A 13,834-nucleotide genomic window follows, 5' to 3' on the forward strand; every position below is an offset into this window, starting at 1 on the left:
TGTATGAGTCGAGACATGTCTGAAGTGACGAACACCCCGAACGGCGGCCCCGCGCACGGCCGCCCGGCCCCGGCCGGACTCGCGACGCGGTGCACGGCGGCGTTCCACGCATGGTGGGTACGCCGCCACGGCCACGCACCCCCGGTACGCGATACCGGCGATGCCCCGCCGCCTCCCGCCGCGGCCGGGGAGAGCGAGCTGTGGCGGATGCGGACGACGGTGAAGGACGCACCGGGCGCGCTGGCCGCGCTCTGCACGGCGCTGGCCGAGCGGCGGGTGGACATCCTGAGCCTCCAGACGCATCCGCTGGGCGAGGACACCGTGGACGAGTTCCTGCTGCGGGCGCCTGCGGGAACGGACCTGAGCGGTGCGGTGTCACGCGCCGGGGGCACGGACACCTGGACCGAGCGCGCCGACGCCCACGACCTGGTGGACGCCCCGACCCGGGTGCTGGGACTGGCCGCCCGCACCGCCGCGGACGCCGCCGAACTGCCGCTGGCACTGCGCCAGTTGCTCGGGCGGTGCACGATCGGCTCACGGCCCGCCGTACCGGTGGCCGGCCCGGCGGCGGACGTGACCGTACCGGCGGAGGGTTCGCTGGAGGGCACCGTGATCCGGCTGCGCGACCCGGAGGGCGGGGTACTCACCGTGGAGCGGCCGCATCTGCCGTTCACCCCCACCGAGTTCGCCCGCGCCCGGGCGCTGGTGGAGCTGGACGCCCGGCTCGGTCCGCGCATCCCGCGCGGCCGTGATGTGCTGACGCTGCCGGAGGGCAGTGACGTCACCGTGCGCCGGGCGGACACCGGCGATCTGGCCGCCGCGCGGGCGATGCACGAACGCTGCTCCACCGAGACCCTGCGCAGGCGCTACCACGGTCCGGTCGGTGACGCGGACCGCTATCTGAACCATCTGCTCAGCCCGCGCTTCGGGCGGACGCTCGCCGCGCAGACCGCCTCGGGCCGCGTCGTCGCCCTCGGCCACCTGCTGTGGGACGGCGACGAGACCGAGGTCGCGCTGATCGTGGAGGACGCCTGGCAGCGCCGCGGCATCGGCGCGCAGCTCCTCGCACGGCTGGTGTCGATGGCCGCCGAGGCGGGCTGCGCCCGGGTGTACGCCGTGACGCAGGCGTCCAACACCGGCATGGTCGCCGCGATGCGCGGGCTCGGCCTGCCGCTCGACTACCAGATCGAGGAGGGCACCCTGGTGATCACCGCCCGCCTGGACGCCGTACGCGCGCACCACGCGCGGGAGTCGGGGGAGCGGATCGGCCGGTCGTAGGACGTGCGCGCGCGGGGAACGGCCCGGCGGTCGCCGGGCCGCTCCCCGCGCGGTGCCTCAGCCCTGGGCCAGCGCCTCCGCGCGGTCGGGCGTCCCGGTCCGCTCCCCCAGCGCGGCGTCCAGGTCGGCCCACAGGTCCTCGACGTCCTCCAGGCCGACGGAGAGCCGCAGCAGCCGGTCGCCGACCCCGGCGTCCCTGCGGTCGCCTGCGTCGACGATGCGGTGGCTGATGGACGCCGGGTGCTGGATGAGGGAGTCCACGCTGCCGAGGCTCACCGCCGGGGTGATCAGCCGTACGCCGGCGATCACCTCGTGCGGGTCGCCAAGCACCTCGAAGGAGACCATCGCCCCGCCGATGCCCGGGTAGTGCACCCGGCTGACGCGCGGGTCGGCGGCGAGCCGGGCGGCGAGTTCCGCGGCGTTCGCGGACGCTGCCCGTACGCGCACCGGCAGGGTCGACAGGCCCCGCAGCAGCAGATAGCCGGCCAGTGGATGCAGCACGCCGCCGGTGGCGAACCGCACCTGGCGCAGCTGTCCGGCGAACTCCTCGTCGCAGGCCACCACACCCGCCAGGACGTCCCCGTGACCGCCGAGGTACTTGGTCGCGCTGTGCAGGACCAGGCGCGCCCCGTGCTCGGCCGGGCGCTGGAGGACCGGGGTGGCGAAGGTGTTGTCGACGAGCAGCGGCACGGAGCCGCAGGCGTGGGCGACGGCCCGCAGGTCGATCTCGGCGAGGGTGGGGTTGGCCGGGGACTCCACCAGCACCAGGCCGGTGTCCGGGCGGAGCGCGTCGGCGACCCCGGCCGGGTCGGTCCAGGTCACCTCGGAGCCGAGCAGTCCGGCGGTCAGCAGATGGTCGCTGCACCCGTACAGGGGCCGCACGGCGACGACGTGCCGCAGCCCCATGGAGCCGCGGACCAGCAGGGCGGCGCTGAGCGCGGCCATGCCGCTGGCGAACGCGACCGCCGACTCGGTGCCCTCCAGCCGGGCCAGCGCGGTCTCGAAGCGGGCGACGGTGGGGTTGCCGAGCCGCCCGTAGACGGGCGGCCCGTCCGGTTCGGCGCCGGTGGTGGCGAAGGCGTCGATACGGGCGGCCTCGGCCCTGCTGTCGTACGAGGGGTAGGTGGTGGACAGGTCGATCGGCGGGGCGTGCAGCCCGAGTCCGGCGAGATCGTCCCGGCCGGCGTGCACGGCCTCGGTGGCGAGTGCTCTGGTGGTGCGTCGCGTTTCCATGCCCATGTCCATACCGGGAGGGTGAACACCGGACGGGCTCCCGGAGCGGGCCGCCGTGCTACGTTCGGCGCGTGGCCGAAACTGTCGTACTGGATCCGGTGGATCTTCATCTGCTGCGGCTGTTGCAGAACGACGCCCGGGCGACCTACCGGGACCTCGCCGCGCAGGTCGGGGTCGCGCCGTCGACCTGTCTGGACCGGGTGGCCCGTCTGCGCCGCTCCGGCGTGATTCTCGGGCACCGCCTGGAACTGGATCCGGCCAAGCTGGGCCGCGGTCTCCAGGCACTGCTGTCGGTGCAGGTCAGGCCGCACCGGCGGGAACTGGTGGGGCCGTTCGTGGAGCGGATCAGGGCGCTGCCGGAGTCGCTGACCGTGTTCCATCTGACCGGCCCCGACGACTATCTGGTGCATGTGGCGGTCGCGGACATGGCGGACCTGCAGCGGCTGGTGCTCGACGAGTTCACGTCGCAGCGGGAGGTGGCCCGGGTGGAGACCCGGCTGATCTTCCAGCGGTGGGACTGCGGTCCGATGCTGCCGCCTTCGCCCTCGGCACAATCGGGGTGACGTGCGGCGGACCGCATACCAGGATGGTCCGCATGTCACAGACCAACAGCGCCCTCCCCCGTCAGGTCGCCGACGCCTACGTCGACGAGCTCATCGCCCTCGACCCGATCACCGGAACGTACCTGGGGGTGAAGGAGAGTTCCTCCCGGCTGCCCGATCTCTCGCCCGCCGGACAGGAGGCGCTCGCCGACCTCGGCCGGGCCACCCTCGCGCGGCTCGACGAGGCCGAGCGCCGGCCGGGCGCGGACAGCGACATCGAACGCCGCTGCGCCCGTCTGCTGCGCGAGCGGCTGACCGCGGAGCTGGCCGTGCACGAGGCCGACGAGGGGCTGCGCGCGGTCGGCAACCTGGGCACCGTCGCGCATTCGGTGCGCGAGGTGTTCACCGTGACGCCGGCGGAGACGGAGGAGGACTGGGCGGCGATCGCGCAGCGGCTGCTGGCGGTCCCCGCCGCGCTGGCGGGGTACCGGGAGTCCCTGGCGCTCGGCCTGGAACGCAAGCTGTACGCGGCTCCGCGCCCGACCCGGACGTTCGTCGGGCAGCTCACCGAGTGGGCGGACACGGGCGGGGGCCGCGGCTGGTTCGAGGACTTCGCGGCCACCGGGCCCGACGCTCTGCGCACGGAGCTGGACGAGGGCGCCCGGGCGGCGACCGCGGCCGTGGTGGAGCTGCGGGACTGGATGCGCGACGTGTACGCGCCGGCGATCGAGGGCGCGCCGGACACCGTGGGCCGCGAGCGCTACGCCCGCTGGTCCCGCTACTACAACGGCACCGACCTCGACCTCGACGAGGCGTACGCGTACGGCTGGTCCGAGTACCACCGGCTGCTCGGCGAGATGAAGAAGGAGGCCGAGAAGATCCTGCCCGGCGCCGGCACGCCATGGGTGGCGCTGGCGCACCTGGACGAGCACGGGCGGCACATCGAGGGCGTGGACGAGGTCCGCGTGTGGCTCCAGGGCGTGATGGACCGGGCGATCGAGGCGCTGGACGGCACCCACTTCGACCTCGCCGAGCGGGTGCGGAAGGTGGAGTCGCGGATCGCCCCGGCCGGCAGCGCGGCGGCGCCGTACTACACGCCCCCGTCAGAGGACTTCTCCCGGCCCGGCTGCACCTGGCTGCCCACGATGGGGCTGACCCGCTTCCCGGTCTACGACCTGGTCTCCACCTGGTACCACGAGGGCGTGCCCGGCCATCACCTCCAGCTGGCGCAGTGGGTGCACGTGGCGGAGAACCTCTCCCGCTACCAGGCGTCGGTGGGCGGGGTCAGCGCCAACGCCGAGGGCTGGGCGCTGTACGCGGAGCGGCTGATGGACGAGCTCGGTTTCCTCGCGGACGCGGAGGAGCGGCTGGGCTACCTGGACGCGCAGATGATGCGGGCGGCGCGGGTCATCGTCGACATCGGCATGCACCTCGAGCTGGAGATCCCGGCGGACTCGCCGTTCCACCCGGGTGAGCGCTGGACGCCGGAGCTGGCCGAGGAGTTCTTCGGGGCGCACAGCAGCCGCCCGGCGGACTTCGTGGAGAGCGAGCTGACGCGCTATCTGACGATCCCGGGCCAGGCGATCGGCTACAAGCTCGGTGAGCGGGCCTGGCTGCTGGGCCGGGAGAAGGCCCGCGAGCGGCACGGCGACGCCTTCGACCTCAAGGCCTGGCACATGGCCGCGCTGTCACAGGGGTCGCTGGGCCTGGACGACCTGGTGGACGAACTGTCGGCGCTGTGAGCCGGGCCGGCGCCCGTCAGCGCCGGAATCCCCCCTCGGAGTCGATGACCTGACCGGTGATCCAGTCCGCCTCGTCCGTGGCCAGCCACGCGATGAGGCGGGCGGGGTCGTCGGGCATGCCCCAGCGTCCGGCGGGGAAGAGCGCGGCGATGGCGTCGTAGGTCTCGCCGGTCAGGTAATCGGTGTCGACCGGGCCGGGGTTGACCGTGTTCACGGTGACCGCGTGCTCGGCGAGGGTGGTCGCGAGGGAACGCGTGATGGAGGCGAGCGCGCCCTTCTGGAGGGCGTAGGCGATCTCGCCGGGCATACCGCCGCCGATGTCCTGCCCCGAGGTCATCATCATGACGCGCCCGCCCGGGGTGCGGGGCGGCAGTCCGGCGCGGTGCCGGGCGTGGGCCTGGACGAGCAGCAGCACCGAGCGGGTGTCCACGGCCCAGTGCGCGTCGAGCATGGCGGCGTCGATCGTGTCGAGGTCGCCGTCGGAGCCGCTGAGGGCGTGATTGGCGACGAGGATGTCGAGCCGTCCGCCGAACGCCGCCACCGCGCGGGCGTGCAGTGCGGCGGGGGCCGCGGGGTCGGTGAGGTCACCGGGGCCGGCGATCACCCGGGCGCCGGGGTCGCCGAGGGCCTCGCGCACGGAGGCGGTCACGTCCTCGGTGCGGTCGGCGCCCCAGGGCCTGGCGGCGTCGTGCGGCACATGATGATGCAGGTAGACACTGGCTCCGTAGGCGGCGAGCCGCCGCGCGACGGCGTGTCCGATGCCGCCGCGCCTGCTGGCCCCGGTGACCAGCGCGGTGCGGCCGCGCAGGGGCAGGGGGTCACGGCGCAGTGCTTCGGGGGCGGGGTGCGGAAGCTTGGGCATGATCGCCATCATGGGGTGCGTACGGGACCGGCGCACAGGGATTTCCCTGCCCCGGCCCGTACGGTTCAGCATCCGCAGGCGTCGGCTCCCACGGGTGCGGTCAGCGGGTCTGCGGCCCGGCGCTCGCGGCCGTGCCGGGTCTCGAACTCGAGGCCCTCGCGCACCCAGTACTCGAAGCCGCCGAGCATCTCCTTGACCCGGTGGCCGAGTTCGGCGAGGGCGAGTGCCGCGCGGGCGGCGCCGTCGCAGCCCGGGCCCCAGCAGTACGTGACGACCGGCACCGACGGGTCGAGGAGTTCGGCGGCCCGCTCCGGGACGAGGGCGGTGGGCAGGTGCAGCGCGCCGGGGACATGGCCCTGGTCCCAGGCCTCGGTGGAGCGGGAGTCCACGAGGACGAACCCGGGGTCGCCGCCGGCCGCGAGCGCGGCGGCGACATCGGAGACGTCGGTGTGGAAGGCGAGGCTCGCGCGGAAGTGGGCGGCGGCCTCGGCCGGGGAGGCGGGCGCGACGCGCAGGACGGGGTTCACGGCGGTGGTGGTCATGGGAAGGACGCTACGGCCGTGGAGTCCGGGCCTGAAGTGGGGTTCCCCGGTCTTCCTCTTGATCCACCGGGGATCTCCCTGCTACTTCTCGGGCATGACCGCGTATTCCCCGGACGCCACCGACTGGCGCATTCTCGACGTCCTCCAGCGGGAGGGACGCGCCAGTTTCGCCGAACTCGCCCGTGCCGTCTCCATGTCCGCGAGCGCGGTCACCGAGCGGGTGCGCCGGCTGGAGGAGGCCGGGGTGATCCGGGGCTACGCGGCGGTGGTCGATCCCGAGCGACTGGGGCTGCCGATCCTGGCGTTCGTCCGGCTGCGGTACCCGACCGGCAACTACAAGCCGTTCCACGACCTCGTCGCCGTGACGCCCGAGATCCTGGAGGCGCACCATGTGACGGGCGACGACTGTTTCGTCATCAAGGTCGCCGCCCGTTCGATGCGGCACCTGGAGGAGGTGTCCGGCCGGATCGGCGCGCTCGGCTCGGTGACCACCAGCGTCGTCTACTCCTCACCGCTGCCGCGCCGCCCCCTGGGCCGGTGAGGCGGTCCTACTCCGTTCCGCGCTGCCGCAGCCGCGAACCCGACCGTCCCTTCACGACCTCCAGCTGGGCGTGTATCCGCCGCCGCAGATCGGCGACATGGCTGACGATGCCGACGCTGCGGTCGCGTTCGCGCAGGGAGTCCAGCACGTCCAGCACCTCGTCGAGGGTCTGGTCGTCGAGGCTGCCGAAACCCTCGTCGATGAAGAGGGTGTCCAGCCGGACCCCGCCCGCCTCGTCGGTGACGACGTCCGCGAGGCCCAGGGCGAGAGCGAGCGAGGCGAAGAAGGTCTCGCCGCCGGAGAGGGTCGCGGTGTCGCGTTCCCGTCCGGTCCAGGCGTCCACGACGTGCAGTCCGAGGCCGCTGCGGCCGCGGCCGGTGCGGTCGTCGGAGTGGACGAGGGTGTAGCGGCCGGAGGACATGCGGTGCAGCCGTACGGTCGCGGCGGCGGCGACCTGTTCCAGCCGGGCGGCGAGGACGTACGACTCCAGGCGCATCCGGCGTTCGTTGTCCGCGGAGGTGCCGGCGGCGAGGCCCGCCATGCGGGCCACCCGGTCGTACTCCTCGCGCAGCGGCCGCAGCCGGCGTACCGAGGCGGTGGCCCGCGCGGAGAGCCGGTCGAGTTCGGCGCAGCGCCGGGCGGCGGCGTCCCGCGCGGAGGCGGCCTCGCGCACCCGGCGGCCGGCGTCGTCGGCGGCCCGCTGGGCGGAGGGGAGGTCGGCGGGCGGCCGCTGTGCGGCGGCCGCGGTCTCCGGTTCGGCGAGGACGGCCCGTACGGTGGCCTCCTCGTGCTGCCAGGTGTCCAGGCGCCGCTGGAGTTCCCGGTGGGCCGCGTCGTCCAGGAGGGCGTCGGCGGCGGCCTGCGGGGTGTCGAAGCCGGCGCGGAAGGCGGCGTCGGCGAGCCGGGCGTCGGCCTCCTTGAGCCGCTGGGCCGCTTCCTCGGCGGCACGGACGGCGTCGGCCGCTTCCGCGAGCCGCGCGGCGTCCCGTTCCAGTTGCGCGGCGCGCGCGGCGACACTGCCGGCGTCCCCGCGCGCCTGGGTCAGCTCCTCCTCCAGCGCGGAGCGTTCCCGGTCCAGCCGCTCCCGGTGGCCGACGCGGGAGGCGGCCCGGACGGCCGCCTCGCGCTGGGCGGTGATCCGCAGCCCGTGTTCCTGCTCCGCGCGGCGCAGCCGCTCCTGCGCGGAGTGCAGCACCGAGGCCGCGTCCCGTGCCTCGGTGTACTGCCGCTCCAGTTCCCCGGCCGCGCGGGCGAGCTCCTCGGTGGCGGTGTCACCGGCCTCGGCGCTCGCCGCGGCCAGTTCCTCCCGTACGACGCCGAGCCGCTGTTCGGCCTCGGCGCGCCGCGCGTCCGCGTCCCGGTAGCCGGCGAGGGCGTGCTCCTCCGTCTCGCGGTCGACGTGTCCGTCCACCTTGCGGGCGGGGGCGGGGTGTTCGGTGGCGCCGCAGACGGCGCAGGGCGTCCCGTCGGCGAGGCCGGCGGCGAGTTCGGCGGCGATGCCGTTCAGCCGCTGTTCCTTGAGGTCGAGCCAGTGCTGCTGGGCGGCGAGGGCCTGCTCCCGGGCGGTGCCGGCCCGCGCGGCGGCCGTCTGCGTCTCCCGGGCGAGCCGGTCGCGCGTCCGCGCGGCGTCCAGGCGCCGCCGCGCGGGCTCGCGCCGCGCGGCGAGTTCGCCGGCCCGGGTCGCGGCCTGCTGGGCGGACTCGATGCGTGCGTGCAGGGCGTCGCGGGTCTCCTCCCAGTCCGCGAGCCAGGTCTCGGCGTCCTCGAGGACCTCCTCGTCGACGCGTTCCTGACGGTCAAGGTCGGCGCGTTCGCCGTGGAGTTCGGTCAGGCGCCGTTCGGCGCGGCGGGCCGATTCGAGACCGCCCAGTTCCTCGGCGGCCCGGCGGGCGGCGGCCGCGAGGCCGGCCGCTCCCGCGTCCGCGAGGGACGCCGGGAGCCCAGCACGCGCGCGCAGTTCGGCGCCGACGGCTCGCCGGTGCTCGGTCTCGGCGGCGTCGCGCAGCTCCAGGGCGGGGGCGACGGTCTCCGCCTTGCGGGCCCGCTCCATGCGGGTCCGGTCCTCCCGGTGGGCGCCGGACCGCTCCTCCAGCCGCTCCGCCCGCTCCCGTGCCTCGGCGAACCGGCGTTGCAGCCGGTCCCGTTCGCGCACCTCCTCCAGGGCGCGGTCGGCCCCGGCCAGGGCGGACTCCGCGGCGGTGAGGCGGCAGTGGGCGACGGTGAGCTGTTCGCGCGCGGTGCTGCGGGCGACGGCGGCCGCGCCCAGTACGGCCTCGGCCAGTCCGGGTTCGCCGGGCGCCGACTCGGGCAGCTCCATGGTGCCGTCCGCTGCCTGCTGCATCCGGTGGGCGTCGGCCAGCAGGTCGGCGTCGCCGTCGCGCACCCGGGACTCGGTCGCCCGCCGGCGTTCCGCGAGGCGCTTCTCCACCTCGGCGAAGCGGCGGGTGTCGAAGAGGCGGCCCAGCAGCCTGCCGCGGGCTTCGGCGTCGGCGCGCAGGAAGCGTGCGAAGTCGCCCTGGGGCAGCAGCACGACCTGGCAGAACTGCTCCCTGCTCATGCCGAGGAGCTGGGTGATCTCCTCGCCGATCTCCTGGTGCGAGCGGCTGAGGTCCTTCCAGGTGCCGGAGGCCGCGTCGCGTTCACGCAGCCAGGTCTGGGCCTTGTCCAGGGTGGTGCCGGTGCCGCGTTTCTTGGGCCGCTCCCAGGGCGGCTGCCGGGTGATCTCCAGGCGGCGTCCGGCGACGGTGAGTTCGAGGGTGACCCCGGTGCGCGTACCCGGGGCGGCGTGGTCGCTGCGCAGGGTCATGCCCTGGCCGCTCTGCCGCGCGCCGGGGACGGAGCCGTACAGCGCGTAGCAGACGGCGTCCAGGACGGTGGTCTTGCCGGCGCCGGTGGGGCCGTGCAGCAGGAAGAGTCCGGCGGCCGACAGTTCGTCGAAGTCGACGCTCTGGGTGCCGCCGAAGGGGCCGAAGGCGGTGATGTCCAGGCGGTGCAGTCTCATCGCGCCACCTCCCGCACCGCGTCGTCCGCGCGGACCGCGTCGAAGGCGTCCCGCAGCACGGTGCGTTCGTGGGCGTCGGGGCCGGCGCCGCGCACGTGGGTGACGAAGTCCTCGGCGATCTGCTGGTCGTCGCGGCCGGCGAGCCGGCGGGCGTAGGAGACGCCGGCGTCGTCGGTGGTGCGGGCGGGGTCGAAGACGAGGCTGAGGGTGTGCGGGAAGCGTTCGGTGAGCCGGGCCATGGGATCGGACGGGCGGACCGGGTCGGTGAGCGTCGCCTCGATCCACGCCTCCTCGTGCCGCGCCAGCGCGGGGTCGGCGAGGAGGTCCTCCAGGGTGCCGCGGATCCGGGCCAGCGCGCGCGGCACCGGGCAGTCCACGCGCTCGGCGGTGACGGCCCCGTCGGCGGCCAGGTCGACGAGCCACACGGTCTTGCGGTGGGTGGCCTCGGAGAAGGAGTACGGCAGCGGGGAGCCGGAGTAGCGAACGCGGTCGGTGATGGTCTGGCAGCCGTGCAGATGGCCGAGCGCCACGTAGTCGACGCCGTCGAACACCCCGGCGGGCACGGCGGCCACCCCGCCGACGGTGATGTCCCGTTCGCTGTCACTGGGTTCTCCGCCGGTGACGAAGGCGTGCGCGAGGACGACGGAGCGGGTGCCGGGGGCCCGGTCGGCGAGATCGGCGCGGACACGGTCCATGGCGGCGGCGAGCACCGTCTCGTGGCCGGCCTTCTCCACGGCGAACTCGTCCCGTACCAGGGCGGGTTCGAGGTAGGGCAGCCCGTAGAAGGCTACGTCCCCGTGCTCGTCGGGCAGCACCACGGGGGTGCCGCACGCGGCCGGCTCGGTCCGCAGGTGGATGCCGGCGCGTCCCATGAGCCCGGCGCCGACGCCGAGGCGGCGGGCGGAGTCGTGGTTCCCGGAGATCATCACCGTCGGCACGCCGAGGCCGGCGAGACGGTGCAGGGCGTCGTCGAACAGCTCCACGGCGGCGAGCGGCGGCACCGCGCGGTCGTACAGGTCTCCCGACACGACCACCGCGTCCACGTCACGCTCGCGCACGGTGGTGACGAGGTGGGTGATGAACTCGGCCTGGGCATCGAGCATGCCGACCCGGTGGAAGGACCGGCCGAGGTGCCAGTCGGAGGTGTGCAGCAGTCTCATGTAGCGGCTCTGACCTGCATGTCTCTCTCGGTAACGGCTTGAAAGTCAGCACAAGCCGGCACGGAAGACCCGTGCCGGCGCCCACCACGCTAACGCCTGACTGCACCCGATTCACCACGGACCTCGTATCACGACGGACAGACCGGGCGAATGGTCAGCGAATCCGCATCTCCGACATGCCAGGACTTCGCACGCGGGGAGCGGGCCGTGGTCCACCCAGAGGGTGTTCGGCGTCGCCTGTCGCCATCACTCGTCCGCGGCCCACCGCCCGTTCTCGACGGTTTCCGGGCAAGGATGGACGGTGCCGCGCGACCGCGCGACGCGGCCCGTGCGTCTCGACGCCGCGGCCTTCATCACCTCAAGGAGGACAGCGCCCATGACCGGGCCGGCCTTGCACAAGACCGCCGCCTACCGTGCGGAGGGGCTTCCCGGAGCCCGGGAGCCCGTCACCGAGCCCTACCGGCTCGTCGTCGCCCACCTGCCCAAGGTCGAGCAGCCCGTCGACCCGCACACCTACGCCGGCGGCACGCGGGCATCCCGATGAGCGCGGCCGGCGACCGACTCCAGGACAGCGCCCGCAAGGCGGCCCTCGCCCTGCCCGGCGTCAGCCACGGACGCCCCTTCACGCCCCTGCTCGACGTGTACAAGGTCGCGGGCAAGGTGTTCCTCATCGTCACCGACGACCCGGACGAGCAGATCATCACGGTCAAGTGCGAACCCGAACACGCCCGCGCCCACGTGCGCGCCCACGCCTCGATCACACCGGGCCGCTACCTCGACAAACGCCACTGGATCACGCTGGGGCCGGGACCCGGCATCACCGAGCGACTGGTCACCGACGCGGTCGAGGACTCCTACGACCTGGTCGTCGAGCGGCTGCCGCACCGCAGCCGCCCCGGCGCCCGATGAGCACCGCAAGCGCGCCCACCAGCGGCTGAGTCCACGTCTTTTCGTCCGGAGGGAGCACCGAACGGCTTAGGATACCCCAAGGGGTATGAGGGGTATCGATCGAGGAGGATGCGTGGAGCTGGACATGGCGGCCGACGAGCTGAAGAGCGTACTCAACCGGCTGCGGCGGGCGCAGGGCCAGATCGCGGGGATCATCCGGATGATCGAGGAGGGGCGGGACTGCGAGGACGTGATCACGCAGCTCGCGGCGGTCTCCCGGGCGCTGGACCGGGCCGGTTTCGCGATCATCGCGACGGGGCTGCAGCACTGCATGGCCGAGGAGGGGCGCATGGACGGCGACCGGGACCGGATGCGCGCCCGCCTGGAGAAACTGTTCCTGTCACTGGCCTGAGCGAACGTCGAACGCCGTCACCGGGACCTGACCCGAAGCGGTGTGACGGAAGCGTCTCAGGAGAGGGACAGGAAGAGCTTCTCCATCTTCTGCACGTCGAGGCTGTCCGCGCCGCCCTCCTGGCTCAGGCACTCCTTGAGGCCGCTGGCGACGATGGCGAAGCCGGCCCGGTCCAGCGCGCGGTTGACCGCGGCGAGCTGGGTGACGACGTCCTCGCAGTCGCGTCCTTCTTCCAGCATGCGCACGACTCCCGCGAGTTGGCCCTGCGCGCGCTTGAGGCGGTTGGCGGCCGACCGGACCTGGTCGGCGGGGAGCTGGACCATGGGGTGTTCCTCTCGAAGAGCCGGTCGGGGACCGGCCGCGGCCACTGGCCGGGGCTCGGGCCTGGACGGGGACGAACATCCGGCACGGCCGGTCCGCACCAGGCGATACCCCCTGGTGCATCGAACGGCGGAACGGGGCGGGGCATTCCCGCAACCACTATGCGTCGGTGGACGGCGCGTCGCAGGGGGCAGCGGGCGACGAAGCCGTGGCGGACGCCCGCTCCGGCGCTCAGCGAGGCGACGGCGGCGAGGACCGGGCCGGTGGGCCCGGCCGGGGCCGTCGGCGCGACGGCCCCGGAGCACGGCGGCGGCGGTGACGATCACCATGACGCCGAGGCGGTCAGCAGGGCGGCGCGCTGATCACCTGCCGTCGGCGAGCCGGGCGACTGCCTTGCGCGGGTCGAAGGACGGTGTGCGGTTCCACGGCATCCTCGACAGCAGCACGCCCATGGCGCAGGTATTGGTGATGGCGGCGAAGGCGAGTCCGCCGCCGACGAACGCGGACAGCACCTGGAGGCCGGGGACGGCGAAACTGCCGAGGGCGCCCACCAGCACCAGGGAGCCGGCGACCAGACGGACCTGGCGCTCCATGTCCCAGCGCTCCTGGCCGTAGTCGGTCGGGGCGCCGGACTTCTCCCAGGCGGTCATGCCGCCCGCCAGGACCGCCAGTCCGGGGAGCCCGGCTTCGGCGAGGGCGCGTTCGGCCTGGCCGGCGCGCTGGCCGGAGCGGCACACCAGTACCACGTCGGTGTCCAGGTGCCTGGTCAGCTCCTCGCGGTGCTCGCGCAGGGTGTCCAGCGGGACGTTGTAGGCGCCGGGGATGTGCGCTCCCTCGAACTCGGCGGGGGAACGGACGTCGAGCAGCCGGGGCGGGGTGGCCGAGTCGAGCCTGGCGCGCAGTTCGTCGGTGGTCAGGCTGCGGGGGGTGGTGGAGGCGGTCACGCGTTGATCTCCTGTCGATTGCCGGAAGGTGCGGGGGTTTCGGTGGGCCGGGGCACAGGCCCTGGCCGAGGGCGTTGTCGAAGCCGTCCGGGCCGGAGCCGGGGCCGCCGGTCAGGCGCCCGGCGGCGAGGCGGTGCGGTCGCGCAGGTGTCGGTGCGGTCCGGCCCCAGCAGGTCCGGCCGTCCCGTGGCGCCGTACAGCAGGGAGCCACCGGTGAACACCGCGACCCGCTCCCCCGCCGGCCTCCAGGGTGGAGGAGACGCGGGTGAGGCGCGTTCCGGCCGCGTCGGCCCCCGGCGCCACGGAGCCGTCGTGGGCGAGGTGGGTGCGGTTCCCCGATCCGGGGGTCCCGACGGGCGGAACGGGGA

Annotated in this window: 14 protein-coding genes; 7 read left to right on the forward strand and 7 right to left on the reverse strand. The window is 74.3% G+C overall.

The features are described 5' to 3' along the window. The first annotated feature begins 15 nt into the window (after positions 1 to 15). Positions 16 to 1,278, forward strand: a complete 1,263-nt coding sequence (locus ACZ434_RS23720; RefSeq protein WP_468458982.1) for a GNAT family N-acetyltransferase — start codon at positions 16 to 18, stop codon at positions 1,276 to 1,278. Positions 1,279 to 1,335: 57 nt separating this feature from the next. Here ACZ434_RS23720 and ACZ434_RS23725 read toward each other — a convergent pair whose 3' ends face one another. After that, a complete protein-coding gene (locus ACZ434_RS23725) occupies positions 1,336 to 2,511 on the reverse strand; it encodes a trans-sulfuration enzyme family protein (protein ID WP_468458984.1) in 1,176 nt (391 codons plus the stop codon). 71 nt (positions 2,512 to 2,582) lie between these two features. Here ACZ434_RS23725 and ACZ434_RS23730 point away from each other — a divergent pair, with 71 nt between their 5' ends. Both ACZ434_RS23730 and ACZ434_RS23735 read left to right on the forward strand, forming a co-directional pair. Next, complete coding sequence (locus ACZ434_RS23730; RefSeq protein WP_468458986.1) at positions 2,583 to 3,074, forward strand: Lrp/AsnC family transcriptional regulator; 492 nt, start codon at positions 2,583 to 2,585, stop codon at positions 3,072 to 3,074. Positions 3,075 to 3,106: 32 nt separating this feature from the next. Next, the gene (locus tag ACZ434_RS23735) at positions 3,107 to 4,795 is read left to right on the forward strand and encodes a DUF885 domain-containing protein (protein WP_468458988.1); all 1,689 of its coding nucleotides are present in this window, start codon (positions 3,107 to 3,109) and stop codon (positions 4,793 to 4,795) included. A 16-nt stretch (positions 4,796 to 4,811) separates the two neighbouring features. Here ACZ434_RS23735 and ACZ434_RS23740 read toward each other — a convergent pair whose 3' ends face one another. Together ACZ434_RS23740 and ACZ434_RS23745 are read right to left on the reverse strand one after the other, a co-directional pair. Then, entirely contained in the window at positions 4,812 to 5,657 is an 846-nt protein-coding gene (locus tag ACZ434_RS23740; protein WP_468458990.1) for an SDR family oxidoreductase, read from the reverse strand. 65 nt (positions 5,658 to 5,722) lie between these two features. Beyond that, on the reverse strand, positions 5,723 to 6,199 hold the full coding sequence (locus ACZ434_RS23745; RefSeq protein ID WP_468458992.1) for a rhodanese-like domain-containing protein: 477 nt from the start codon (positions 6,197 to 6,199) through the stop codon (positions 5,723 to 5,725). Between the two features lie 94 nt (positions 6,200 to 6,293). On the opposite strand from ACZ434_RS23745, the gene ACZ434_RS23750 reads away from it, so the two are divergent. Beyond that, on the forward strand, positions 6,294 to 6,740 hold the full coding sequence (locus tag ACZ434_RS23750) for an Lrp/AsnC family transcriptional regulator (RefSeq protein ID WP_468458994.1): 447 nt from the start codon (positions 6,294 to 6,296) through the stop codon (positions 6,738 to 6,740). Positions 6,741 to 6,747: 7 nt separating this feature from the next. On the opposite strand, the gene ACZ434_RS23755 is transcribed toward ACZ434_RS23750, so the two are convergent. Both ACZ434_RS23755 and ACZ434_RS23760 read right to left on the reverse strand, forming a co-directional pair. Next, the gene (locus ACZ434_RS23755) at positions 6,748 to 9,741 is read right to left on the reverse strand and encodes an AAA family ATPase (protein ID WP_468458997.1); all 2,994 of its coding nucleotides are present in this window, start codon (positions 9,739 to 9,741) and stop codon (positions 6,748 to 6,750) included. Beyond that, positions 9,738 to 10,901, reverse strand: coding sequence for an exonuclease SbcCD subunit D (locus tag ACZ434_RS23760; protein WP_468458999.1), 1,164 nt, complete (start codon positions 10,899 to 10,901; stop codon positions 9,738 to 9,740). Before ACZ434_RS23760 ends, ACZ434_RS23755 begins: the two co-directional genes overlap by 4 nt. Positions 10,902 to 11,277: 376 nt before the next feature. On the opposite strand from ACZ434_RS23760, the gene ACZ434_RS23765 reads away from it, so the two are divergent. From ACZ434_RS23765 to ACZ434_RS23775, 3 genes are all read left to right on the forward strand, one after another. Next, positions 11,278 to 11,445: a hypothetical protein gene (locus ACZ434_RS23765; RefSeq protein ID WP_468459001.1), complete on the forward strand. Its 168-nt coding sequence runs from the start codon at positions 11,278 to 11,280 to the stop codon at positions 11,443 to 11,445. Then, positions 11,442 to 11,810 (forward strand): MmcQ/YjbR family DNA-binding protein, encoded by a 369-nt coding sequence (locus ACZ434_RS23770; protein ID WP_468459003.1) that lies wholly within the window; start codon positions 11,442 to 11,444, stop codon positions 11,808 to 11,810. Before ACZ434_RS23765 ends, ACZ434_RS23770 begins: the two co-directional genes overlap by 4 nt. Positions 11,811 to 11,922: 112 nt before the next feature. Beyond that, a complete protein-coding gene (locus tag ACZ434_RS23775) occupies positions 11,923 to 12,201 on the forward strand; it encodes a metal-sensitive transcriptional regulator (RefSeq protein WP_468459005.1) in 279 nt (92 codons plus the stop codon). 56 nt (positions 12,202 to 12,257) lie between these two features. Here the strand turns inward: ACZ434_RS23775 and ACZ434_RS23780 are convergent, their stop codons facing one another. Both ACZ434_RS23780 and ACZ434_RS23785 read right to left on the reverse strand, forming a co-directional pair. Next, the gene (locus tag ACZ434_RS23780) at positions 12,258 to 12,524 is read right to left on the reverse strand and encodes a metal-sensitive transcriptional regulator (protein ID WP_468459007.1); all 267 of its coding nucleotides are present in this window, start codon (positions 12,522 to 12,524) and stop codon (positions 12,258 to 12,260) included. Positions 12,525 to 12,884: 360 nt separating this feature from the next. Then, entirely contained in the window at positions 12,885 to 13,466 is a 582-nt protein-coding gene (locus ACZ434_RS23785; protein ID WP_468459009.1) for a rhodanese-like domain-containing protein, read from the reverse strand. Positions 13,467 to 13,834: the final 368 nt, after the last annotated feature.

The sequence above is a fragment of the Streptomyces sp. NPDC030893 genome, assembly GCF_055571535.1.

What these genes read in the sequence shown, in the direction of transcription:
- ACZ434_RS23720 (WP_468458982.1), top strand. Translation starts at nt 16, where the DNA reads ATGTCTGAAGTGACGAACACCCCGAACGGCGGCCCCGCGCACGGCCGC.
- ACZ434_RS23725 (WP_468458984.1), bottom strand. Translation starts at nt 2,511, where the DNA reads ATGGAAACGCGACGCACCACCAGAGCACTCGCCACCGAGGCCGTGCAC.
- ACZ434_RS23735 (WP_468458988.1), top strand. Translation starts at nt 3,107, where the DNA reads ATGTCACAGACCAACAGCGCCCTCCCCCGTCAGGTCGCCGACGCCTAC.
- ACZ434_RS23740 (WP_468458990.1), bottom strand. Translation starts at nt 5,657, where the DNA reads ATGCCCAAGCTTCCGCACCCCGCCCCCGAAGCACTGCGCCGTGACCCC.
- ACZ434_RS23745 (WP_468458992.1), bottom strand. Translation starts at nt 6,199, where the DNA reads ATGACCACCACCGCCGTGAACCCCGTCCTGCGCGTCGCGCCCGCCTCC.
- ACZ434_RS23750 (WP_468458994.1), top strand. Translation starts at nt 6,294, where the DNA reads ATGACCGCGTATTCCCCGGACGCCACCGACTGGCGCATTCTCGACGTC.
- ACZ434_RS23755 (WP_468458997.1), bottom strand. Translation starts at nt 9,741, where the DNA reads ATGAGACTGCACCGCCTGGACATCACCGCCTTCGGCCCCTTCGGCGGC.
- ACZ434_RS23760 (WP_468458999.1), bottom strand. Translation starts at nt 10,901, where the DNA reads ATGAGACTGCTGCACACCTCCGACTGGCACCTCGGCCGGTCCTTCCAC.
- ACZ434_RS23765 (WP_468459001.1), top strand. Translation starts at nt 11,278, where the DNA reads ATGACCGGGCCGGCCTTGCACAAGACCGCCGCCTACCGTGCGGAGGGG.
- ACZ434_RS23770 (WP_468459003.1), top strand. Translation starts at nt 11,442, where the DNA reads ATGAGCGCGGCCGGCGACCGACTCCAGGACAGCGCCCGCAAGGCGGCC.
- ACZ434_RS23780 (WP_468459007.1), bottom strand. Translation starts at nt 12,524, where the DNA reads ATGGTCCAGCTCCCCGCCGACCAGGTCCGGTCGGCCGCCAACCGCCTC.